Source organism: Ruegeria sp. CH10 (assembly GCF_056537125.1).
This window is the reverse complement of record NZ_JBQFQY010000004.1, coordinates 97481-119439: the sequence shown is the minus strand read 5'-3', so window position 1 is coordinate 119439 and position 21959 is coordinate 97481. Positions and strand designations below refer to the sequence as shown.

22 protein-coding genes and 3 pseudogenes are annotated in these 21959 nt (G+C 57.1%); 7 read left to right on the top strand and 18 right to left on the bottom strand.

Annotated features, from left to right (window positions below; genetic code table 11):
- Positions 1-3: 3 nt before the first annotated feature.
- Positions 4-256: pseudogene (locus ACRZ94_RS13410) on the bottom strand (ATP-binding protein); the annotation flags it as partial.
- Positions 257-271: 15 nt separating this feature from the next.
- Positions 272-367, bottom strand: a pseudogene (locus ACRZ94_RS13405) (IS6 family transposase); the annotation flags it as partial.
- A gap of 317 nt (positions 368-684) precedes the next feature.
- Here ACRZ94_RS13405 and ACRZ94_RS13400 point away from each other — a divergent pair.
- Complete coding sequence (locus ACRZ94_RS13400; protein WP_480797546.1) at positions 685-3012, top strand: glycosyltransferase; 2328 nt, start codon at positions 685-687, stop codon at positions 3010-3012.
- Between the two features lie 61 nt (positions 3013-3073).
- Here the strand turns inward: ACRZ94_RS13400 and ACRZ94_RS13395 are convergent.
- The 6 genes and pseudogenes from ACRZ94_RS13395 to ACRZ94_RS13370 form a co-directional block, all read right to left on the bottom strand.
- Positions 3074-3397 (bottom strand): annotated as a pseudogene (locus tag ACRZ94_RS13395) (IS3 family transposase); the annotation flags it as partial.
- Positions 3398-3483: 86 nt separating this feature from the next.
- A complete protein-coding gene (locus tag ACRZ94_RS13390) occupies positions 3484-4143 on the bottom strand; it encodes an alpha/beta hydrolase (RefSeq protein ID WP_480654112.1) in 660 nt (219 codons plus the stop codon).
- A 138-nt stretch (positions 4144-4281) separates the two neighbouring features.
- A complete protein-coding gene (locus tag ACRZ94_RS13385; RefSeq protein WP_480797545.1) occupies positions 4282-5379 on the bottom strand; it encodes an ATP-binding protein in 1098 nt (365 codons plus the stop codon).
- The gene (locus ACRZ94_RS13380; RefSeq protein WP_480654109.1) at positions 5376-6071 is read right to left on the bottom strand and encodes a response regulator; all 696 of its coding nucleotides are present in this window, start codon (positions 6069-6071) and stop codon (positions 5376-5378) included. The genes ACRZ94_RS13385 and ACRZ94_RS13380 overlap by 4 nt, the downstream gene beginning before the upstream one ends.
- An 83-nt stretch (positions 6072-6154) precedes the next feature.
- Positions 6155-6448 (bottom strand): glycine zipper family protein, encoded by a 294-nt coding sequence (locus ACRZ94_RS13375; protein WP_480797544.1) that lies wholly within the window; start codon positions 6446-6448, stop codon positions 6155-6157.
- 300 nt (positions 6449-6748) lie between these two features.
- A complete protein-coding gene (locus ACRZ94_RS13370; protein ID WP_480654703.1) occupies positions 6749-7279 on the bottom strand; it encodes a DUF1989 domain-containing protein in 531 nt (176 codons plus the stop codon).
- Between ACRZ94_RS13370 and ACRZ94_RS13365 the strand changes: the two genes are divergently transcribed.
- Positions 7211-7399: a hypothetical protein gene (locus ACRZ94_RS13365; protein ID WP_480654715.1), complete on the top strand. Its 189-nt coding sequence runs from the start codon at positions 7211-7213 to the stop codon at positions 7397-7399. The two genes, ACRZ94_RS13370 and ACRZ94_RS13365, sit on opposite strands and share 69 nt — an antisense overlap.
- A gap of 292 nt (positions 7400-7691) precedes the next feature.
- Here the strand turns inward: ACRZ94_RS13365 and ACRZ94_RS13360 are convergent, their stop codons facing one another.
- The 9 genes from ACRZ94_RS13360 to speB all read right to left on the bottom strand — a co-directional run bounded on the left by ACRZ94_RS13360 (position 7692) and on the right by speB (position 16447).
- A complete protein-coding gene (locus ACRZ94_RS13360; protein WP_480654105.1) occupies positions 7692-8606 on the bottom strand; it encodes a polysaccharide deacetylase family protein in 915 nt (304 codons plus the stop codon).
- Positions 8607-8618: 12 nt separating this feature from the next.
- Positions 8619-9350 carry an SDR family NAD(P)-dependent oxidoreductase gene (locus ACRZ94_RS13355; protein ID WP_480654103.1) on the bottom strand — a complete coding sequence of 244 codons (732 nt, stop codon included), beginning with the start codon at positions 9348-9350 and terminating at the stop codon, positions 8619-8621.
- Entirely contained in the window at positions 9347-10120 is a 774-nt protein-coding gene (locus ACRZ94_RS13350) for an SDR family NAD(P)-dependent oxidoreductase (RefSeq protein ID WP_480654102.1), read from the bottom strand. The genes ACRZ94_RS13355 and ACRZ94_RS13350 overlap by 4 nt, the downstream gene beginning before the upstream one ends.
- Before the next feature lies 1 nt (position 10121).
- Entirely contained in the window at positions 10122-10922 is an 801-nt protein-coding gene (locus ACRZ94_RS13345; RefSeq protein WP_480654100.1) for an ABC transporter ATP-binding protein, read from the bottom strand.
- Positions 10923-10925: 3 nt separating this feature from the next.
- Complete coding sequence (locus tag ACRZ94_RS13340) at positions 10926-11714, bottom strand: ABC transporter permease (RefSeq protein WP_480797543.1); 789 nt, start codon at positions 11712-11714, stop codon at positions 10926-10928.
- A gap of 76 nt (positions 11715-11790) precedes the next feature.
- Positions 11791-12819 carry an ABC transporter substrate-binding protein gene (locus ACRZ94_RS13335; RefSeq protein WP_480797542.1) on the bottom strand — a complete coding sequence of 343 codons (1029 nt, stop codon included), beginning with the start codon at positions 12817-12819 and terminating at the stop codon, positions 11791-11793.
- Positions 12820-13068: 249 nt separating this feature from the next.
- Positions 13069-14418, bottom strand: coding sequence for an aspartate aminotransferase family protein (locus tag ACRZ94_RS13330; RefSeq protein WP_480654094.1), 1350 nt, complete (start codon positions 14416-14418; stop codon positions 13069-13071).
- Between the two features lie 5 nt (positions 14419-14423).
- On the bottom strand, positions 14424-15491 hold the full coding sequence (locus ACRZ94_RS13325; RefSeq protein ID WP_480797541.1) for a phosphotransferase: 1068 nt from the start codon (positions 15489-15491) through the stop codon (positions 14424-14426).
- Positions 15488-16447 (bottom strand): agmatinase, encoded by a 960-nt coding sequence (gene speB / locus ACRZ94_RS13320; RefSeq protein WP_480654090.1) that lies wholly within the window; start codon positions 16445-16447, stop codon positions 15488-15490. Before speB ends, ACRZ94_RS13325 begins: the two co-directional genes overlap by 4 nt.
- 107 nt (positions 16448-16554) lie before the next feature.
- Here speB and ACRZ94_RS13315 point away from each other — a divergent pair, with 107 nt between their 5' ends.
- The gene (locus ACRZ94_RS13315; RefSeq protein WP_480654088.1) at positions 16555-17460 is read left to right on the top strand and encodes a LysR family transcriptional regulator; all 906 of its coding nucleotides are present in this window, start codon (positions 16555-16557) and stop codon (positions 17458-17460) included.
- 256 nt (positions 17461-17716) lie between these two features.
- On the opposite strand, the gene ACRZ94_RS13310 is transcribed toward ACRZ94_RS13315, so the two are convergent.
- Positions 17717-18457 (bottom strand): 4'-phosphopantetheinyl transferase family protein, encoded by a 741-nt coding sequence (locus ACRZ94_RS13310; protein ID WP_480797540.1) that lies wholly within the window; start codon positions 18455-18457, stop codon positions 17717-17719.
- A 253-nt stretch (positions 18458-18710) separates the two neighbouring features.
- On the opposite strand from ACRZ94_RS13310, the gene ACRZ94_RS13305 reads away from it, so the two are divergent.
- The 4 genes from ACRZ94_RS13305 to ACRZ94_RS13290 are packed head-to-tail and all read left to right on the top strand — an operon-like array spanning position 18711 to position 21959.
- A complete protein-coding gene (locus ACRZ94_RS13305) occupies positions 18711-20246 on the top strand; it encodes an alpha/beta hydrolase-fold protein (RefSeq protein WP_480797539.1) in 1536 nt (511 codons plus the stop codon).
- A gap of 3 nt (positions 20247-20249) precedes the next feature.
- Positions 20250-21491 carry an enterobactin transporter EntS gene (gene entS, locus ACRZ94_RS13300; RefSeq protein WP_480797538.1) on the top strand — a complete coding sequence of 414 codons (1242 nt, stop codon included), beginning with the start codon at positions 20250-20252 and terminating at the stop codon, positions 21489-21491.
- 29 nt (positions 21492-21520) lie between these two features.
- The gene (locus ACRZ94_RS13295; protein WP_480797537.1) at positions 21521-21772 is read left to right on the top strand and encodes a phosphopantetheine-binding protein; all 252 of its coding nucleotides are present in this window, start codon (positions 21521-21523) and stop codon (positions 21770-21772) included.
- On the top strand, positions 21765-21959 hold the full coding sequence (locus tag ACRZ94_RS13290) for an MbtH family protein (protein ID WP_480654079.1): 195 nt from the start codon (positions 21765-21767) through the stop codon (positions 21957-21959). Before ACRZ94_RS13295 ends, ACRZ94_RS13290 begins: the two co-directional genes overlap by 8 nt.

Sequence of the window (21959 nt, the reverse complement as noted above, 5' to 3'; positions counted from 1 at the left end):
ATGTCAACGGCGGAGCAAAATTCGTCCACTGTTTTGGTGACCGGCGCCTTGGTCCGCGAGGACCAATCTCTTCTGTGTCTTAGGAGTTCTGCCGGGCCTTGCTCTTTGCCAGGCGATAGCTTTCTCCGTTCATCTCCAAGATACTGACATGGTGGGTCAGCCGGTCGAGCAAGGCGCCGATGAGGCGCTCCGATCCAAAGGTTTCCGTCCATTCGTCGAATGGCAGGTTGCTGGTGATCAGGATCGACCCGTGTTCCGCCATGATTTCTTATAGATCCCGGTTGGAAACACCGTAACGCAGGTAGAAGAAGACCGCGTACAAGACCACGTCTTTTGGAAAATGCGCGCCCTTGAATGAAATCGTCATAGCCCGCTCCTGTCATTTTCCGGCGCGCGTTACCAGAAATGGACTCGACCGACAGGTAGGGGCGAAGTTTGCGACAGAACCCAGATGAGGCTGCTCAGCGGCATGTGAACGAGACTGCGCCGACCATGAGACCGCACTGAAGCTGCTACGCAGGAAACCGGTCTCTCCACACAACCTCCACACAGCCTCAACAAGAATCCGACGCCAACGCTGCACCTTGCACTCATGGGACTAGAGCCAAAGTGCAGATCACAAATATCTGAAGCAGCTAAAAACCCAGGTAACAGTGCCATCTTTACCTGTTGGGGAGATTTTCATTGAAAAACAGCCACTTCGACCCAATGTGGTTCCGCGACAAGAAGCTTTGCGAAACTCTCCGCATCGAAGCAATGAGAATTCGCAAAGACTCTTTGCCACGGATAACAGTTGTAACCCCTGCTTATCGTTCAGGGATCTACATCCGTGACACAGTGGAGTCGGTGCTTCATCAGTATTATCCAAACCTGGAGTACCTAGTTTACGATAGCTGTTCTGATGACGGAACAGCCGAAATACTTTCGAATTACTCCTTTCTAGACGCTACAATTGAGAAGGATAACGGGCAAGCTGACGCTCTTAACAAGGCGTTCAATCGAGCAACGGGAGACATTCTAACGTGGCTTAATGCAGATGACGTATTCGCACCTTGGGCTTTGTGGCGGATGGCGCTCGCTTTCGAAAAGTCTGACGCAGATTTGGTGGCCGGTCAGGTTGTTGTCTTCTCCGATGAAACGTCGATTTCGCGCCACACTTACAGCCTGGCGGACGGACCACTGGTCGAGCGCGAACTTCTGGACCTCGACGGAATGTGGAACACAGGCCAGTATTTTTATCAGCCGGAAGTCTTCTTTACACGAGAAATCTACGAGAAAGCCGGAGGATACGTATCGGAGGGCCTTCACTATAGCATGGACTACGAACTCTGGTTGCGGTTGGCCGGCGCTGGTGGAAAAGTATCTGGTATTGGCGCGCCTATTTCCTTCTTTCGAAAGCATGACGAGCAAAAGACCCATCTGGAAAAAGCATTCAAAGCCGAGCTCAAGGAAGTGGTACGCGGCTATACGCCGAGACAAATTGGACCGTCGGCAAACCCGGGGTTTAAGTGGTCCAACAAGCGCCCTCGAATTGTGTTGATTAATGATGTGGGATTTCAGCATGGTGCCGGAATCGGACATCGGCGGGTTGCTGAAGCGTTGCGTCTGCAAAACTGCGAAGTCTTCTGCTTCTCGTTAACCGAAGGCCCAGAAAACTCAAACTTGACCAAAGTACGTGACTACGAAGGTCTGGTTTTGTCGATGGAAGCTCTTGATCCGGACGCGGTCATCATCGGCAACCTGCACGGCGCCGAGCGCAAACACATTTGGCTTTCAGCGGTACTGGACAGGTGGAAGACCTTTTTCTTCCTGCATGATTTCTACATTCTGACGGGACGGTGTGCTTTCCCAGGTGATTGTTCAAAGGCCAGAGACTCATCCTGCGACGCAGCCTGTCCAACGGCTCAGGAGTACCCTAGTCTAAATCCGGCACATATTTCCGAAGCTTTGTCGCGCAAACGACGCCTTGTGGAGCATTCAAACGCGCGGTTTCTAGCAAATTCTAACTATACTGCAGACGTCGCCAAAGGCATCTTGCTCGGACGGGGCTTCAGCCAGGCCGAAGTAGATGAAAAAGTCATTGTAGCAAGACTTGGCGTTAACACTCAGCGTTTTTTCCCAGCGAATACGGACAGTGTTTCGCAGTTGCGGGATAGGCTGAGTATCCCCTCTACAAAAAGAATTATTTTGATGCCGAGCGATAACTATGACGATCCACGTAAAGGCGGTCCTGAGGCATGGGCGTTATTAGAGAGACTTCCACCTGAAAAGTTTCACGCAATAGTAATTGGAAAGGGAACTACATCGGAGTACGCCGCGCGTGGAATGGTCTCACAAGTCCCTTACGTGAAAGATCTCAACAAGCTAGCTGACTATTTCAGATTGGCAGATTTTGTTTTAACAGCTTCTCACGACGAGACCTTCGGTCAAACAATTGTTGAAGGAGCTATGTGTGGCGCAATACCCGTCAGTCTGAGAGGCGGCGGCGCCTTGCCGGAAATATGCGGTGCTATACAGGGTTCCTTCCATATACCGCGTCAAGAACCAAGAGACTTGGCCATTGAAAAGATGTCGGATTTCTTGATCCGAATGGCGGATGATCCGGATGCTCTCGGACAAAGAAAACTGACGGCGCATCTAACCGCCGGAAACGAGTTTAGTCTGGAGGCCCTCTCTCGCAGCCTGCACCTCGCGTTGAAACAGTCAGGAGTTATTTCCGAGAGATTTCTCTTTCCAAAAATTGATCTGAGGTTGGAGACTGACACCCCATCTATCACAGTTGTTTCAGGAGAAAGCTCTATTGAGCGGGGTTACATGGAAACTCGCGTTCTCGGAGATCGGTTTGATCTTGTTGCCCCTAGATGGCTAAAGAAACCGGGTCAGCTTGAGGCTATTGTTGCCGACCAAGGCAGTCTGGCGCGTTTTGCCCTAAGGCATCCGCTGAAGGTGCATCGTGTTTTCCTGATAAACCGGATCCGCCGGCGTAAGGTTAGATTTAGGATTCAGAATTGACCCCTCCAACTGAACTGGTCCACCGCTATGTTTTGGACGGGAGGACCAATAACGGCGGACGGAGCCGTCCTTGCTTCGGTTGTTTTATTGACACTTTCAGCCCCTCTCGTCGCCAAAGCCGTTCAATTCGCCCATCGCTGACAGACCATCCAGCCTCTCTCAGCAGTGCAGCGATCCTGCGATAGCCATACCGGCCGTATTGACGGGCCAGCTCGATCATGTCGGCCACCAATCGGGCCTCGTCTGCGCGACGTTGTGGGACACGCCGTTGCGTGAACCGGTGTTATCCAAGCACGCGACAGGCGCGCCTCTCGGAAACGTTCAGCTGGTTGCACACATGGCTGATGCAGGCGCGACGACGAACGGGACTAAGTAGTTTCCCTTGCAACAAACCGGTCCCGAAACAGTTTCGCAATGCCCGCAAATTTCAGTTGCCTAATCGCATCATCGGCTATTGAAGTGTCAAGCCAGTCACACCCACCGGGCGTTGCAGCGTTCGGCGCGGGCTTGCGGTATCTCGGACGTGGATTCGTCCAGCCGGGTGGTGCTGAGGCCAAAGCGGTTGATCTCGGCCGGGGTCATCCAGTGGATGTCGTCGGGCGATGCGGCCTCAAGCGTGAACCAGTAGAAATCCTCGGGCACATCGACGGTTTTGTAGAAATCCAGATACAGATCGTGGATCTCGTCAGACCGGGGCCTGTCGGACCCTGCGTCAAATCCAAACAGATTACCGATGGCCCAGCTGTGGACGCCAATGCAGGCCCCGTTTTCGATCACGCGTTTCTTGCTCATCAACGCCATATCCGTCCCGCCCGAGGCGACCATGCCATTGGCAGGCACAACGATGGCCAGATCGTGTTTCTTAACCAGCCCCGCAAGCGCGGTCAGCGAAGCCTGATCGTCAACCGACCCGGGCACTTTCACCAGCCGCAACGTGGTGATGTCGGACGAACGGCGCACCGCCTCTTGAATGGTGGAAAACGTACCCGCGTCAATCACGCCGTTCACGTCCAGATGGGTGCCGCGCTGCGTGACGCTTACTTCGTCGTAAAATCCGCCACAGGCGGACAGCCCCAGCGCCGTCAGGATTGAGATTGCCAGGCAGCCCAGTTTGATATTACCCGTTGTCATTTGTGTATTCCTTGCTGTTCATCCGCGCCATGGCATGACCATCGGCGCATTGTTTTCAATGGGATGGGCAAAGGATGCAGCCAACGGGTCATGGTTGATTGCAGGTTGTGTGGATACTGTGTGGAGGCGTGAGCTTTTCTACATCGGCAGCGCGACGATGATCTCAAGCCCGCCGCCGTCGCGGGGCTGCGCCCGCGCAGATCCACCATGCGCCTCAGCAATCGCCTTGACGATGGACAGACCCAGACCCGAGCCGCCAAAATCGCGCGATCTGGAGTCCTCGGCACGCTGGAACGGCTCGAACACGACCGACCGGAAACTGACCCCCAGACCGGGCCCCCGGTCTGCCACCCGCAGAATCGCCTGATCCTCGTCCTGCGACACGTGGATGTCGAGTACGCCCCCCTCGCTGGCGTAGCGGGTCGCGTTTTCGATCAGGTTCGACAAGGTCTGCCGCAACCGGTCCGGATCGACCCGGGCCACGACCGCGTCACCGCTTACGTGCACCGTGAGGCCGGCATCATCCAGTACACGCACGTGCATCTCAACCACCGAGCGCGCCAGTACCAACAGATCGGTCTGCGACCGGACCAGAGACAACGCCCCCTGCGAGGCCAGCGACAGGGTACGCAGATCATCCACCACGCGCGCCAGCACCTGCGTCTGGGCCAGCAATCGCTGCAGCTCGTCGCCGGACACCGGCACCACGCCGTCGATCATGCCGTGCAGCTTCATCTGCAGCGCCGCCAAGGGCGTACGCAGCTCGTGCGCGATGGCGGCGGCATCCGTCCTGATCCGCTTATCCGAGGCCTGCACCATATCCAACAGGCTGTTCACATTGCCGATCAGAGTCCCGATCTCACTGCCCTGCTGGTTGTCGGGCAGATGCGCCCGCGCTGAAAGGTCGCCGTTCACCACCTTCTGCGCCACCCTGCCCACATGGCTGATCGGCCGGGTGATGCGCAAGGCAACAAGAACGCTGGCCAATACCGACAAGGGAAGCGCGACCAGCAGAACCAGCAGGAATGTCGCCCCTTCCGAAACCGGGTCCAGATCGCTGATCCGGTCATCGGCTGCAAAAAAAGCCTGTCGTTCTGCGTCCGTCATGGCCGCGACAAAACTCATGTCCACCAGTACAAAGGCGATGATGAACAGGACAAAGAACAAGGCCAGGAAGGCGACAAACCAAACCGCCAACCGGAACCAAAGCCTTTTTGATAGACGCGGCAGCCTCATTCCGACAACAGCCTGTAGCCCACGCCCCGTATACCCGTGAAACAGGGCGGCGCGCCCAAAGCGTTCAGTTTCCGGCGCAAATGGCTGACATGGCTGTCGATCGTCCGTTCCACCGCATCACTGTCGCCCAGACAGGCATCCAGCAGTTCAGCCCGTGAAAACACCCGCCGTGGTGCGCGGGCCATATGGGCCAGTAAGCGGAACTCCGTCAGCGTCAGATCCAGCGCGTGCTTTGCCCCGTCCTGAACCACCCACGCAGTGTGGCTGTCCTGATCGACCTCGATCGCCCCCACCCGCAAAACAGTCCCCATAGCGGCCTGCCCCCGGCGTAGAACGGCGCGGGCGCGGGCCACGATCTCCATCGGGTTGAAAGGTTTGACGACGTAATCATCGGCGCCCATTTTCAGGGCGAGCAACTTGTCCAAGTCCTCGCCCATTGCTGTGGCCATGATCACGGGCGTATCGCCGCGCTGCTGGATTTCCCGCAGCGTCTCGATCCCGTCTTTCTTGGGCAGCTTCACATCCAGAATCACGATATCGGGCCGAAGCATGTCCAGATGCACCAGCGCCATCTCGCCATCACGGGCGGTCACGGTGCGAAAGCCGTCCCGCTCAAAATACGCGACGAGAACCGAGGCGATGTCGGGCTCATCCTCGACCACCATCACAAGCGGTTGAAAGTCTTCTGTCATGGGGTCCGGGGTTCCCTTTGCCAGTGCCGTCTGTGTGTACCGTAGCGGGCGGGCTTTGAAAATCCATCACCGCCCTAATTGGGTTAACCTGTGACGGTGTACCCGCGTTCGATCAGACAGCTTCTGACTGCCACGCGTTCGGTCACATCGACATCATCCAACCCATCCAGCGCGCCCACGCTGGCCCCGACAAGGGCTCCGGCTGCGGCGTTCCCGACCACTGTGCCACCATCATCAAGCGCCCCCAGAACACCGCCAAACGCAGCACCCGCCAGTGCCTCGGACTGCACCAGACGGTCCTGATCCAGAATCTCATCTGCAACCATACGACATTCCGCCAAATCCGTTGCGTATTGCGCATTTTTCGCACCGGTCACCTGTGGCTCGTAAGCGCCGGAGCAAGCGGCCAAGCCCAAACATGTGGTTAAAACAATCGGTCTCATTCCCGTCACCTTCCTATAGTCTCCAAAGCCTCAGCGAGGCGATGCGCCGGATATGACCGGGTTTGTCGAATACAAGGAGGAGGAAGTGTGGAGACTGTGTGGAGCGGTCAAACCCAACCCGCGCAGTTTGGTCCGCTATCGTTGTCGTTGATTGAAAATCGAATTGCGTCGCGTTTGACCAACGTCATCATTTGCGTGAGTAATTCGTATAAGACACTGTACCACGCTGAAGGCTCAGCCCGCCGATACGCTGAATTCCAGTATGTCCGGTGCGACCCCTTCGCCGTTCACGGGCGTCATGTCTTGGGGACAGGCCGACATCACCGCGATAAGGTCGGCTTCGGCCCGCAGCGAAATCCAATCACCCGCGCGCGCGACAGGAGGTTCAAAGCTGGTTGATCCATCCGTCTTGAGCGGCACATTCATCCAGATGTTGAACGGGGCTGGGATGAACGGCGCCTTCAGCCCGATGGCGATCAGCGCCATGCGCAGGTTGTCTGCGCAATTGTCGTGATAGCCTTCACATTCCAATTCGCGGTACCTCGCGTGGTCGCAACATGCGATAACTGTATCATGCACCCCCGGCGAAGTGTCCGTAATGATCGTCAACAATGGCCTCCGCTGATTACTGACTAAAATGTCTCCAACCTTCGGGAAGATTGACGCAATCGACGTATGAAGATGGGGCATCGACAGATGTTCGTTCAGGTTTCCGGCAACAAAGGCGAAGAAATCACAGACCTGATGACCGCTTGGATTTACGATGTTGAGAACCTGCCCCCGCGCAAGCCTGACCGCGATGCCGCATCGGGCAGGTATCTTGTAGGTGAGCCCTACTTCCGCAGTCCCGTCAGCCGAGATTGCGATATCAAGGCTCTGGTTTGACCCGTCCGGGACCGAAACATCGGTGCTGCTCACGTCACTCTCCATGTCGAAAGATCAATCCGACCAACCGCATTCTGCTGCGGAAAATAGGGCAACGCAGAGACTGTTTGGCATTGCAATTTCTCTCATCTGTGGCCGTTGACCGCTACGAAAAACTCACTTCTGTCCAGCCTCAACTTTTCAAGGTTCAGAAAAAAATAGTTATCTCGCCCCCTTCCCAAATCAACCTCTTCCAGACCAACCAATCCCATTGATTTAGGGAACTAAACACATTTCTTGATACCGCTCGGACTCATACTTTGCCGATCAAATCGGCTGGCACCTGCATTCCATCGGTGTAGGGCAGGCTGTCGTAGCGCGGGTCATAGGCTCCGGACGCTGTTACCGCATTGATGTGGTTGGCAATCTCCTCCAGCGTAGCGAACCAGACATCGCCCGTTCCCATCATGTATTCGATCATTTTTTCTACCCTTTGCCAGCGCGACAACCGCCCGCTGACAAAGGGGTGCCAGACCGCTATCCAAAGCCCTCCCGGGGAGTAGCGGAGCGCTTCGAATTCGGCCATGAAAATCTCCATGGCCCGATCCGGCGATTGGGGCGCGAACATGTATCCAAGGTCTGGTGCATGGACATAGGGTGGCCAGTCATCCGTGGCCCAGCTAACCGGTAGCTCTACCAGATCCCCCTGCCCTGTTTGCAGAATATACGGCACCTCGTCCCCCATCAGGGACGAGTCGTACAGGAACCCTTCCTGCGCAAGAAACCCGGGTGTCTTGGCGGACATATGATAGAGCGGCGAACGATTGCCTCGGGGTCGTTTTCCGGTGTGCTTTTCAATGATCTCGATCGAGCGGCACATCCAATCATGTTCTTGCGTCTCTGACAGGCTGTTGGGGGCCTCGTGGATATAGCCGTGATAGCCCACCTCATGCCCGTCCGCGACAATAGCCTCGACCGTTTTGGCATGGTTTTCGATGCACCAGGCGGGGATGAAAAAGCTCTGCTTCAGGTCGAACTTTCGAAAGGTCTCCAGAATGCGTGGCACTGCGACCTCAGGCCCGTATCGCAGCATCGACGTGGCCGACAATTTATTCTGTGCTCCTTCGCCGTGATGGATATGGATCAAGCTGTCAGCATCCATATCCAGCGTTATGGCGCAGGCCACTTTGGCACCATTGGGCCAGGGAACGGGTCTTGCAAGCTGCATAGCAAAAGCTCCTTAAATCATTACCGCGCCGCCATTGGGGCTGAGCGTTTGTCCCGTGAAGTACCCGGCGTGCGGTCCGCACAGGAAATGCACCAGCCCGCCGATCTCGGACGGTTGGGCGATCCGGCCCAAGGGAACGTCAAATTCCTTTTCGATCCATTCAGGCGACATGTTTTCGACATCTAGCATGGGTGTATTCACCGGCCCCGGTGCGACCGCATTAACCGTAATCGCAGGCGCAAGTTCACGCGCCAGAGACCGGGTCAGCCCCACCACGCCCGCCTTGGACGCGCAATAGGCCGAGTAATCCGCGCGCCCTAGGTAGGCGAGTTCAGAGGCGATCAGGATGATCCGCCCGGACCGAGCCTTGGTCATGATCCGCGCGGCACCCTGAGCGATCAGAAAAGATCCGCGCAGATTGATTGAGATCATCCGATCGAACGCCGACGCGTCCATATCGACAAGTTTCGCTTCGAACAGTACGCCTGCTGCGTTGATTGCAAAGTCCAGCCGCCCCTCGTTCTCAGCTACTGACCGGAACAGCGCATCCACACTGTCTGCATCGGATACGTCGCAAAGAACCCCGCGCGCGCCGGACAGACCCGAGATAGTTTCCGAAACATCCTGTAGATCGGCTGCAACGATGATGGCGCCTGCCTGCGCCAAAGCGTGTGCGACCGCCGCGCCGATCCCCTGTGCCGCGCCGGTGACCAGCGCGACCTTTCCGGACAAATCCTGCGTCATTGCATCAGCTCTCCACGATCCACGGTAAAGGATTGGCCGGTGATATTGGCAGCCGCGGGCCCGGCCAGAAACACGTACATTGCTACCATATCGGACGGTTCCATCAGCCCGCCAAGCGCCTGTGCCGACACGATTTCGTCCAGCAGGTCGGCTTCCGTCCGATCTTGCCGGGCTGCCATGAAAGAGAGCGACCGCATCGAGGCAACGGTGCGTACCCAGCCGGGGCACACCGCGTTGACAGAAATGCCGCGCGGCGCAAGCTCTTGCGCCAAGGATCGGGTCAGCCCGATCACCGCGTGTTTCGAGGCGCAATAGGCACTGAATTCGGCCACCGCCGTTTTGCCCCACATCGAGGCTGTGTTCACGATCCGCCCACCATCCGGGATTTTGTCCAGCAGGTGACGCGTGACGGAAAATGTACCGATGACATTGGTTTCGATGATCTGTCGAAACACCTCATCCACGTGATCCGCCGGGTCGTCGATCGGAGTGATATACTCAAAACCTGCATTGTTGATCAGCACATCGACCCGGTCCAGAGACGCGCAGAGAGCTTTGACCTGCTGCAGGTCAGAGATGTCACATTTGATGTGCCCGACGGCCCGCCCGTGATCCTTGGATAATCCCTGCGCCACCTGCACCACGTCTTCCTCAAGCGCGACAATGGTCACGTCGGCCCCCGCCGCGAGAAACCCCTGTGCAAGCCCCAAACCGATGCCTCGGTTGGCGCCGGTGACAACCACATGCTTGCCGGACAATTCTGCCACCATCTTATGTTTCCTCTAGTGTATGCGCGTATTCGGCCCGGATGATTTCCAGTATATTGGCCCGCAACTTGAAAAACCGGTCCATGTCCGCCGTGCCGTTGCGGCGGTCTTCGATGGGCAGAATCTCATCGACTTTGATTTCGCGCACCACCCGCGCAGGACGAGACGAAAAGATCACGATCCGGTTGGCCAGCAGGATCGCCTCTTCCACGTCATGGGTCACGAAGATGGTGGTTTTTTTCTCGGCCTTGTTGATGTCCATCAGCTGGAACTGCAGATATTCCCGCGTTTGCGCATCCAGCGCGCCAAAGGGTTCATCCATCAACAACACATCCGGTGAAGAAGCCAGCGTGCGTGCAATGGCAACACGCTGGCGCATCCCGCCCGAAATACGGTTGGTATAGAAACCCGCGTAACGTGTCAGCCCAACCATATTCAGGTAGTGATCGGTGACCTCTTCCTTTTCCTTTGCTCCGATATCCTTGCGATATCTGGTGCCGAATTTGATGTTGTCGCGCACCGTCAGCCACGGGTACGAAGAATAGGACTGAAATACCATGCCCCGCCTGCGGTCCGGCCTGGTCAGCAGGTCCCCATGCAGGTGAATGGTACCCTGATCCGGGGTCTCCAGCCCGCCGACGATCCGCATCAGCGTGGTCTTCCCGCAGCCCGATGGGCCCAGGAACATGACCATCTCGCCCTCAGCAATCGTCATGGAAAGCGGCAGAACCACCTTGGTTTCTGTACTGCCGTCATCGGACCAATAGGTCTTGGCCACATCTTTGATATCAATGAAATTATCCATGGTTTACCTGCGCAGATATGAGAACAGCCGCGCATGCGCGTAGCGAAACGCCTGATCGGTCAGCAGGCCAATGATCCCAATTGTGATAATACCTGCCATAACCTCGGGGGTTTTAACGAACCGTCTCAGGGACCAGATCACATGACCAATCCCGGAATTCGCCGCCACGATCTCGGCCACGATCAGATAGGTCCAGCACCATCCCATCGTGATACGCAGGCTGTCGACCATATTGGGCAATGCTGCCGGAATGATGATGTGACGCATGATCTGGCCATTGCTGGCCCCAAGTGTCTGGCCGGATTCGATGAACTCGACCGGTACGCGCTTGGTGTCGTCCGAGATCATCAGGATCAGTTGAAAGAACGTGCCCATCCACAAGACCGCGATCTTTGATGTCTCGCCCACGCCGAACCAGATCACCAGTAGTGGCACCAATGCGGGAACCGGCAGATAGCGGACGAAATCCACGAACGGTTCAAGGATCGCCCCGGCGAACCTGTATGTACTCATCAACAGGCCCAGCGGGATCGCGACAATCATGGACAGCAAAAAGGCAAACCAGACACGCCCCACGCTGATGACAATGTCCGAGGCAAAGTCGCGTTCGACAAAAAGGCCGACAAAGGCCTTTACCACATCGATGGGTGACGGCAGGAATTCGGGCCGGATTGCACCAGATCTTGCCGTGACCTCCCACGCGGCCAGAAAGAGGATAAACCCCACGATGCCCAAGGTCAGATCAGTGCGGCGATTGAGAGGTTTGCGAAAAGCGAACAGGGACTTGAACACGCGTCAGTCTTTCTGGCTGTAAAATCAGAGTGGTCGCGCTCCCCGGCCCGCCTCCGCGCCGGGGAACACAGGTTTCTTAACGCGTATGGCCATCAAACAGCCCGTCCAGAACTGAGCCATCAACAAAGGGTTGATACTCAAGCGGAGCATCCTGCAGATCAAGCACCACGTTGATTTCGTTGAAAGAGTCGAACACTTCTTTCAACTGACCATCCCCGGCGGCCGAGGGCAGATAGTCAACGCTTTCCTCGTAAGAGGTGTATTTCACACCGGCCAGCGCCTCCTTCATCTCGGCGGCCGGTACGTCAAAAGCCGGGGCAGAGATCGCTATGAACTTGTCCGGGTCGGTGTTGTAGAGGTCAATCGCCCGATAGATGCCCCGCAGGAACTTGGCATATTTCTCGGGGTTTTCCTGCAAATCCTCGGTCCGGACGATGATCACGTCGGTGATCAGCCCCTCATAATCAGCCGATGTCAGCAACAGATGCGCCCCATCGCGCGAGGTGTTTTTGACGATGGAACTCATCATCGGTTCCCAGGTCGCAACCGCCGATACGTTGGGATCCTCGAACACCGCAGCCGAGTCATCGGTGGCGATCAACTGGATATCCACGTCTTTGATGCTTTTGCCGACCTGTGACAGCGCGTGCTGAATCAGCGTGGTGCCAGGGTGATTTATTTCACCAGCCATGGTTTTGCCGATCAGATCCTCGACCGATTTGATATCTTCCGATGCGACAACCCCATCCGCCCCGATCGAGATATCGATGGTTCCGATCACGGTTCCTGTCGTATCCGGCTGACGCGGGCGCGACATGCTTTCGCCGATGGTGCGCATCGTGCAATCAATCGACCCATTCGCCATCGCTGGCAGAACGTTTGCGCGGTCATTGTCAAAGGCCGTCGTCACCTCAAGCCCTTCACTTTCGAAATACCCTTCCTCCTGTGCGACGAAGACAGGCGCAAAGCCGAACCAGAAGGGGAAGATGCAGCTGATGCTATCCTCGGCCTGGGCCGCCCCTGCGGCCATGTTTGTCGCCATCGCAACAGCCACCGGAGCCAAAAGGGCCTTCCTGGCTGTCCTGAAGATCGAATGGTCTTGCATGTCTTGGTCTCCTTGTTGGGTCACGGATGGCTCTGACGGCCAGTTGATGTCGGTATGAGACACAGGCAAAAAGTGATGAAAAATACGGGAATCGTTTACTTTACATCTATTTTTCTAGAAGTAATGCCTGCTCGCATTAACTTTGCTCGCAATTTCATCATGGGTTTGGAAACAGCGCGCGTTTCTTGCGCAGAACACAAAAAGGGAGCGGGGGAATGCCCGCTCCGGTAGAAATGACCAAGGCTTGCATCACGCGACTGCGTTCAAAGCGGCCTCAAATCCGGTCAGGAATCTATCGGCATTCTCAGCACTGAATGTCAGGTGCGGCCGAATCTTCAGGACATTGGCGTTGAAGGACGTGGCCGAGATTAAAATCCGTCGTTCGCGCAGTTCGTTTACAAGCGCAAGTGCCCGGCGACTGTCGGGGGTCTTGGTGGTTTGGTCCTGAACGATTTCGACACCCATGTACAAACCGGTTCCGCGCACATCGCCGATCCCGTCGTGACGTGCTGCAATGTCGCGCAGCCCGTCCATCATGATCCGGCCCACCCGTTCGCAATTGTCCTGAAGGTTTTCATCCTGAATGACCTCAAGCGTTGCTTTGGCGGCTGCCATCGCCACCGTGTTGCCGCCGAACGTATTGAAATAGCGCATGTCATGGCCAAACCGCTCGGCCACCTCAGGGCGCATGGCGATCCCGGCAACGGGGTATCCGTTGCCCATCGGTTTGCCCAGCGACACGATGTCGGGCACTACGCCATGTCGCTGGTAGCCCCACATGTGACTGCCGGTGCGTGCAAACCCGCATTGCACCTCGTCCGCCACAAAAACACCGCCCGCATTGCGAACCACGTCCAGAACTGGTTTCAGCATCCCCGGCTCTTGCGGGAAGATGCCGTCCGAGGTGAACAGCGAATCCGCCACAAAGGCCGCCAACCCCTGCCCGCGTCTGTGTAGATCATGTATCTGCTCGGATACGCGCGCGGCCAGCCATTCCCCCATGTTTTGCGTCTCGACCCGGTAGGTATCAGGCGCAGGCACCCTGCGCACCCAGGTTCCCAGCGGTGAGTTTTCACCCATCGAGGGCGAGAAACCAGCAGTCAGTTCCGAGTTGCCATGATACGCCTCGGACGTGACAATGATCCCCTGATTGCCGGTGTGATGCTTGGCCATACGCAGCGCCAGATCATTGGCCTCGGACCCCGTGCAGGTGAACATGACATGGCCGATCTCAGGCTCGAACGTGTCCAGCAGCGTTTCCGCGAACTCCAGAATTCCATCCTGCATATAGCGGGTATGAGTGCACATCACCTCCATCTGCTGCGTGATGGCTGCATTCACATGCGGGTGGCAGTGGCCGACCGAGACCACGTTGTTATAGGCGTCCAGATATTCATTGCCGTCCGCGTCATACATGAAAACGCCCTTGGCGCGGCTGAATTCGACCGGATTGGAATAGAACAAGCGGTAGGCCGGGCCCAGCAGCCGGGCGCGGCGTTCCACAAAGTTGCGCGCGCGTGGGTCAAGGTTTTCGGTATTGGCCGGGTCAAACCCGTTCACCATCTTACCGCGTTTGGTCTGTTTTTCGGCAGTGGTCACTTCGATCACCCTTTCTGATCGGCAAAAGACATCAACAGGTCCGAGACCTGATCCGGGCTGCGCGCCAGAAACCAGTCCAGCTGATGCCACCCCTGATAGGTATTGCGCATGATATAGCGCGTGTTTTCGGGAAACATCTTGGTTCGCCACAAGGTCAAAAGCGCACGCACGACGATCCGCCCCATCACCAGATGTGGGATCAGGGCCAGTTCATCCTCGGTCAGCTCCGTAACCTGCAAATACCCGCTCAGAACATCCCGTCCGCGATAGAACAGATCCTCATAGGGCCCTTGCGGCAGTTGATTGAGCAGCGCCGTCGCCACATCCACCGCAATCGCGGTTTTGACGGAATCGCCAAAGTCGATGATCCCGGTTACGAATTCGGGCCGGTTGTGATCGACCACAATGTTTGACTTGCTAAAATCATTGTGCAGCACCTGCTGCCGACACTGACGCAGCTGCGGTTCGATACCCCGGAACCGCGCAAGCCCGTGTACCAGCGCTTCGCGTTGCGAGGGATCGTCCACATGGGCCAACAGATGCTCTAACGTCAGCAGATGCTGCACATCCCATGCATATTGCCGCGCAGCACCGGGATGATCGAAACCGTCAGTGGCCAACCGCAAACGGCCCAGAACCTTGCCGATCTCGACCCTCTGCCGCGGATTGGACTCCGTTGAATCCAGCGGTACCCCTTTGAGGTAGCTGAGCACGCGTACGACCCGCTTGTGCCCCCCTTCATCGGTAACAAAGGCGTAGTCTTGCCCCGCAACCGTCTGGATGGTGTCCGGGATCGCAAGCGTAGGATCGCGCCGGCTTGCGTGGCGCATCATGCAGGTCTGAAAATCAATCTCTTCCAGTGGTTCGGAGGGGTTGGCGATTTTTAGAACAAACATGCGTCCATCCGGGCAGGACACACGGAACGTGTCGTCCTTTTCGGTCTCGAACCGACGCAGCGTGCCTTGAAAATCATAATACTCTCGCAGGATCGCGTTGGCATGATCTTGAGAGACGGGCACATATGCCCCGCTGAGCCCGCCTTGGTCAGCTAAGGTTGCGCTGCTTTGCATCATCGCGGCGTCACCGAGTGCCGCGCTTCAGCCAGCACGCAAAGCAGCTCAAACATCACCGTTGCCCCCGCCAGTGCCGTCAGTCCACCGACATCGAAAGGCGGCGAAACTTCAACCACGTCCGCGCCGACATAGTTCAGCCCGCGAAACCCGCGGATCAACGCCATTGCATCGCCAGTGGTAAAACCGGCAACCTCGGGCGTTCCAGTCCCTGGGGCAAAGGCCGGATCAATGCTGTCGATATCGAAACTCAGGTAAACCGGACCGTCGCCAACAATCGCCCGCGCCTCGTCCACGATGGCCACAATACCACGCTCCTGCACCTCTTCGATGAACATGACCCGCATGCCAGCCTGTTCGGAATAGTCCCACCCCTCGGAAACGTTCTGCGCACCGCGAATGCCGATCTGGACCGTCTTCTTCGGATCAATCAGACCCTCTTCATGGGCTCGCCGGAAGGGGGCACCGTGGTTGAATTTTGACCCCTGAAAACTGTCCCATGTGTCCGTATGCGCATCTATGTGGATCAGCGCCACCGGCTCAGGCGCGACGGCCCTCAATATCGGCAGCGTTACCGAATGGTCGCCGCCGCAGGACAACGGCACTACATCGTTGGCGACCATCAAAGCGATGAAGTCCGCTATGTCCTTGTGGGTCGCTTCTATGTCAAAGACGGAATGGAACGGTACATCGCCCACATCTGCGATGCGACACAGCTCATAGGGATTCACCCGCGTGGCGTGATTGATGGCGCGCATCAGGCTGGACTGGTTGCGCACCTCGCGTGGTCCGTGGCGCGCGCCGGAGCGGTTGGTCAACGCGCCATCATAGGGGATACCCAACAACCCGATATCCACATCCGCCAAGGACTGGGCGACGGGCGCACGCATAAACGTGGCCAATCCGCTGTAACGCGGGGCGAACATGTCGGGTGAAGACGGCGGAGTATATTCTGTCACAGCAGGCAAACCTCATTCAGCATCTGCGCCCCAGAAATCACGCTTGATTACCGCCGGGCAACCCATGATAAATGATGATTACATCTATAATTATCGTAGGAAACAGGATGCTGACGTCGATTTCCACGCCTGATCTTCATTTGTTGCGTGTCTTTGTTGCCGTGGCCGAGGCCGGTGGCTTTTCGCGCGCGCAGATCGCGCTGAATGTCAGCCAATCGACGATCAGCACACAGATGAACGACCTTGAAACCCGGCTTGGGATGCGGCTCTGCCGCCGGGGGCGGGCCGGGTTTGCGCTGACCGAAGAGGGGCATGAGGTCTACCAGATGGCGACCGACCTCCTGCGCGACTGTCAGGATTTTGTCTCGCGCATCAACAACGTGCGCGGAGAGATCACAGGTGAGTTGGAAATCGCCACCGCCGATGCGTTGCTGGGAAACGAGGATTTTCCATTTGACCGCATCCTGTCCGATCTGCGGGACGCGATGCCGAAAGTGAAACTGCATCTTCGCGTCATGGAACCGCTTGAGATCGAGCGCAGAATTCTTGAACAGAAGCTGCATATGGGTATCCATACTTTCCCCAACCATGCGCCTGGCTTGCGGTATCTGTCATTGTTCAAAGAGCAACAAGCCCTCTATTGCGGCGTCGGTCACCCACTGTTTGATGTCGCAGACCCGGAACCCGATGACATCGAAGCCTATGACTACGCGTCACGCTCTTATTATGGAGGGTCTTTGCGCCCCGGCGGTTTGAAGCCGGCTTACGAGCATATTCACAGCGGCAATATGGACGGCATTGCAGCCGCCATCCTATCCGGGCGGTTTCTGGGCCATTTGCCCGCCCAATGCGCCCGGCCCTACCTGTCCGCCGGACGCATGAAGGCAGTCTGCCTCGATCAGTTTTCCTATGCCGCAAATTTCGAGGCCGCCTTTCCCGTCGGCATGCGCCTATCCCGCGCGCAGCGCATGCTGGAAACGATCATCGAGCAGAGCTTTCAACAAAAGCCCTGACTCACCTGTGATGCAGCACCCGGCCAATGGTGTTCATCAGGATTTGCGCCGCCAGCTCGGCGCAACCTATGTGTCCAAGCGAATGGCCTTTCCGTTTCGACATAACTGATCTCCTCTCCGTGGAAGATCAGCAGACAACAAACCGTAGCTTACGTCAGTGTCCGAAAGCTAAACGTTGGATCAGGAATAGAGGTAGTCAACATGATCCGCTGTAAACAATTCTCTAGCTGTTTGATGAACCGATGATCCTATTCGATCAGGCTGAGCCGATTTCGATCCGATGTAGCCATGTCAATACATGGCCTTGGAAGAACTGATAATTCACATCGAAACGTACTCCTGCCTGGAACCTACTGGTTAGGTCTTGTGTTAGACACAATTGCAAACAAGTTTTGGACGGGCAGTACACGACTTCAGCGCACTCAAACCCAAATATGTAACCCACGTGAATATAGAGTGCTTTGAACAAGCTTTCCTTTGCCGAGAAAATCAGGGTAGCACTCTCATTTGCACTGAGCCCAATCGCCTTTTCACACAAGTTCTGCTCAGTTTGGGTCAGAGCAGTGGTTCTGATCGCTTCAGCGGCTTCACTGTGTGCTATTTCTTCGATGTCCACACCAGCCAACCCCTGATCTGACAAGGATATTAGCGCAGCACAAAAGTGTCCTGAGTGACTGATCGACCCAATTAACCCGTCTGGCCAGGCCGGTGCCCGATCTTCTCTTTGCGGAACCGGAAGATCTGGCAAACACAGTTGCTGAAAGCCGTATCTAACGGCCAAACGACCAGCGAGAAACTCTGCCTTGCGCTTGGGGATTGCGGTTGTCAATCGGGCTGGACATTCAAGTTGAAAATGTTCGAACAACCCTGACCGGAATCGATCAAGACTAAAGCGACCTAGAACAAACGCGGTGTGGTCTTTTCCAGTATTCAAAACCTCCAAATTAGGAATGAACCCCGTTGCATCAAACCAGGGCTGAGCACGCTTAAATTGCATTTGGAAGATCATCCCTTGTCTGTGCAGCGGACACACATTGCACCGTTAAGGGAATCCATATTGCCTTTCACGCTTCATCGAAAATAGGGATGTACACCCGGCAAACAATTATGTCGCGTTCACAAACGGCCCGGCTATGGACGCATTTAAGGTGTGCGGGCATTTAGGGCCGCAACAGCCAAAGATGGGCACCCCCTCCTTCAGCCAACGTGTTTTTTAACTCACCACTCATGGGTGAGTGTTGGAGAATTACATGCCCGCCACAGCCTCAGTTACTGCCTCCGGTCTGGATGAGCAGCTGTCCTCGACCCCCGGGACATATGTGGAAGGCTGGCTCAATTGCGCGGCAGGTACGGCCGATCTGATTCTGCGGGAAGCTGGGTTTGACGATCGGATGCTGTTGCGGGGCGTACAGGATCTGCACAGTTTTCGCTTTGTGACACGCGGTTCGGCTGCGGTTCTTGAACTGCGCAAGAGCGAAGATGCGCAGGCGCAGCTTTGCATCACAAAACAGATCGCACCGTCCGAGCAGAGTACTGAACCGACAGGCGAGATTTGCGACGCGCCGATCAGCCCCAGACTGATGCAGGTTGCGCAGGGTCAGCTCACCATGGCTGCGTTTTGGCAGCAAGTGGCACGTGACGGCAGCCCTATGATTGAACCCGACCTGAATGGATCGCAGGATCACCGGCTGGTCACCTTTCTGTGGCGTGGGGCCAAATGCAACGCGCGATTGATTGGCGGACCGGCCCCCGATCATGTCTGGATGCAGCGTTTGGCCGATAGCGATATCTGGTTTGCCTCGTTCCGCGTCCCGAATGACCTGCGCCTGTCCTACCGCATCGCGCCGGACGTGCCGTATATCAATGCCTCGCCCCGGGAAAATCGCATGGCGCTGCTTGCGGTGGCGCAGGTGGACCCTTTTAACAAAACGCCGTTTCATAGATCGGTCAGCGACCCCTTTGCACAGTGGAGCCTGTTTGACCTGACCTCACAATCGAAACCGCTGAAACAATTGCTGGGGCCGGTTACGCGAGACGTGACTGAGCATCGCATCAAGGACTCGGAACTGGCATCAGGGCGCAGAATTTGGATTCACCGACCGACCGGGTTCGTTCCGGGTGCGCCAGGCAATGTTCTACAGATTTTGTTCGATGGGGCAGTCTATCTGAATGATCTGGATCTACCTTCGCGGTTAGAGGCCGCAGCCGCCGATCAGACCGTGCCACAGGTCGCGACGGTGTTCGTGGATTCCGTGTCCCCTGCCCTGCGGTCCGAGAACCTGACCTGCAGTGATCGGTTCACCCGGTTTTTGATCAACCGCATCCTGCCCTTTGCCTGCGAAAAGCTGGGGCAGGATTTCGCGGCGCAACAGGTGGTTGTCAGCGGCTCCAGCTTTGGGGGTCTGGCTGCGGCCTATACAGCGCTGACGCAACCTCAGGCGGTTGGGAATTTCATCTCACTTTCAGGTTCGTTTTGGTGGGCCCCTTCGGGCTGGACCTCTGCTGCCCCCTATTTGGCGTCGCTGCCGGGGCGGACTGGGCTGCGTGCGGTTTTGACGGCGGGGAGCTACGAATGCGCCCGGCATGAAGGCGACACAGGCATTCTGGAAAGCACCCAAATGTTCGCCAACCACCTTCGGGCCCAAGGCGTCGCAGCCGAGATGCGGACATATAGCGGAGGCCATGATTATGCGATTTGGGGCCCGGCCCTGATCGACGCACTTGCAACCTTGTTTGGACATGATCCCAACCATCACCTCAATTCCAGTTCGCGGGGGCAGAGCTGAGCCATGGCCTCATCACCCTTTATCCGCCTTTCCTTGCTGCGCGAGAATGAACAATACAGCAGACTGCTGGCTGCACGTGCGCTCTCGCTGATGGGGCTGGGTTTTCTGGTCGTGGCGGTGCCGATACAGGTTTATCACCTGACCGCCTCGACCCTTTGGGTTGCGCTTGTCGGGGCAAGCGATGCCGCGGGCTTGTTTCTGGGTCTGCTGATCGGCGGCTTGCTGGCCGATACCCGTGACCAACGCAAGCTGATCCTGATGGCGCGCAGTGTCTGCGGGGTGGGCTTTGCGGCCCTGACACTCAATGCTTTGCTGGCGAACCCATCGGTACTGGCGCTGGTGGGTCTGGCCTTTGTCGACGGGTTTTTCGGAGCCATTGGCGTGGCCGCCCTGATGGCCGCCGCCCCGAAAGTGGTCGGGCGCGAACGCATTGTCGAAGCGGGGGCGCTTGGAATGCTCGTGACCCGCGTCATCAATATCACCAGCCCCGCTTTGGCCGGTTTGCTGCTGGCGGTGGCTCCGGTCGCGTGGGCCTACGGCATTGCCACAGCGGCCACGATTGCCACGGTCACAGTTCTGCGCGGGCTCAAGCCGCTGCCGGTCGAGCCGGTGGAGACCCGCAATCCCTTTGTGATGCTGGGCGATGCGCTCCGCTTTTTGCTGTCGCGCAAACAAGTGCTGGTGGTGTTTCTGCTGGGCATGTTGTTGACCGCCTGCACAGGTATCAAGGTCTTGTTCCCAGCCCTCACGACCGAGGTTTTCGGCGCAGGCAACGGCATGACAGGCGTGTTGTTTGCCATGGGGCCGGTCGGTGCCACCCTTGCGGCCGTCTTCAGTGGCTGGGTGCATGACAGACAGCGGCCTTTCGCCCTGATGATCTGGCTGAGCATCGGGGCCCTGGCGGTCTTTGCGGCCATAGGCCTGGCCCCTGTGATCTGGATGGTGATGAGTTTGCTGGTGGTGTTTGGATACCTGATGTCCACAGCGGCACTGCTGCAATATGGCATCGTGCAGCGTCAGACCCCCGACGCCTATCTGGGCCGCGTCAACAGCCTGTGGCTGGCGCAGGACGCGATGGGCGACATCCTCGGCGCGCTGGTGCTGGGCCTGCTGGCCAGCATGATCATGCCGCTGCATGCCGTTCTGGTTCTGGGCCTCTCAAGCCTTGGCATTCTGCTGGTGCTGAGCCTGTGCGCGCTTGCCCTACGCCGACAGGCAAAACCGCTGGACCCGGACCTGGCCTGACCTTTCCCTGAACAAAGGACCACGACATCATGCCCCCTCTGACCGCTGAAACCATCCGCAACGACATCCAGAGCTTTCTGGACGATGTTCCTGACGACCACGAACTCCTTTTGGATTACGGACTGAACTCGATCAATTTCATGACACTTGTCACCCGGTGGGAGGCGCATGGGATCAAGGCGGATTTCAATGCGCTGGCCCGCAACCCCACCATGGGCGGGATACTCACCCTGCTGGCCGACCAACTGGCCCCTGCGTCGGGTGAGGTGACCCATGGATAACGTCCAGCCCAACCCGTTCGACGATACCCGGTATCAATTCTACGCCCTGCGCAATGCCCAGGGTCAATACAGCATCTGGCCCGACTTCCGCGACATCCCCGCCGGTTGGGACGCGGTGCATGGACCCGACGAGCGCGCGGCGTGTCTCAGCCACGTCGAAGACAACTGGAAAACCCTGCGCCCCTGA

Excerpts from the sequence above, each read along its gene's own strand:
- ACRZ94_RS13390 (WP_480654112.1), bottom strand. The coding sequence starts at position 4,143 with ATGACAACGGGTAATATCAAACTGGGCTGCCTGGCAATCTCAATCCTG.
- ACRZ94_RS13385 (WP_480797545.1), bottom strand. The coding sequence starts at position 5,379 with ATGAGGCTGCCGCGTCTATCAAAAAGGCTTTGGTTCCGGTTGGCGGTT.
- ACRZ94_RS13380 (WP_480654109.1), bottom strand. The coding sequence starts at position 6,071 with ATGACAGAAGACTTTCAACCGCTTGTGATGGTGGTCGAGGATGAGCCC.
- ACRZ94_RS13365 (WP_480654715.1), top strand. The coding sequence starts at position 7,211 with ATGTTCGTTCAGGTTTCCGGCAACAAAGGCGAAGAAATCACAGACCTG.
- ACRZ94_RS13360 (WP_480654105.1), bottom strand. The coding sequence starts at position 8,606 with ATGCAGCTTGCAAGACCCGTTCCCTGGCCCAATGGTGCCAAAGTGGCC.
- ACRZ94_RS13355 (WP_480654103.1), bottom strand. The coding sequence starts at position 9,350 with ATGACGCAGGATTTGTCCGGAAAGGTCGCGCTGGTCACCGGCGCGGCA.
- ACRZ94_RS13350 (WP_480654102.1), bottom strand. The coding sequence starts at position 10,120 with ATGGTGGCAGAATTGTCCGGCAAGCATGTGGTTGTCACCGGCGCCAAC.
- ACRZ94_RS13345 (WP_480654100.1), bottom strand. The coding sequence starts at position 10,922 with ATGGATAATTTCATTGATATCAAAGATGTGGCCAAGACCTATTGGTCC.
- ACRZ94_RS13335 (WP_480797542.1), bottom strand. The coding sequence starts at position 12,819 with ATGCAAGACCATTCGATCTTCAGGACAGCCAGGAAGGCCCTTTTGGCT.
- ACRZ94_RS13325 (WP_480797541.1), bottom strand. The coding sequence starts at position 15,491 with ATGATGCAAAGCAGCGCAACCTTAGCTGACCAAGGCGGGCTCAGCGGG.
- ACRZ94_RS13315 (WP_480654088.1), top strand. The coding sequence starts at position 16,555 with ATGCTGACGTCGATTTCCACGCCTGATCTTCATTTGTTGCGTGTCTTT.
- ACRZ94_RS13310 (WP_480797540.1), bottom strand. The coding sequence starts at position 18,457 with ATGCAATTTAAGCGTGCTCAGCCCTGGTTTGATGCAACGGGGTTCATT.
- ACRZ94_RS13305 (WP_480797539.1), top strand. The coding sequence starts at position 18,711 with ATGCCCGCCACAGCCTCAGTTACTGCCTCCGGTCTGGATGAGCAGCTG.
- entS (WP_480797538.1), top strand. The coding sequence starts at position 20,250 with ATGGCCTCATCACCCTTTATCCGCCTTTCCTTGCTGCGCGAGAATGAA.
- ACRZ94_RS13295 (WP_480797537.1), top strand. The coding sequence starts at position 21,521 with ATGCCCCCTCTGACCGCTGAAACCATCCGCAACGACATCCAGAGCTTT.
- ACRZ94_RS13290 (WP_480654079.1), top strand. The coding sequence starts at position 21,765 with ATGGATAACGTCCAGCCCAACCCGTTCGACGATACCCGGTATCAATTC.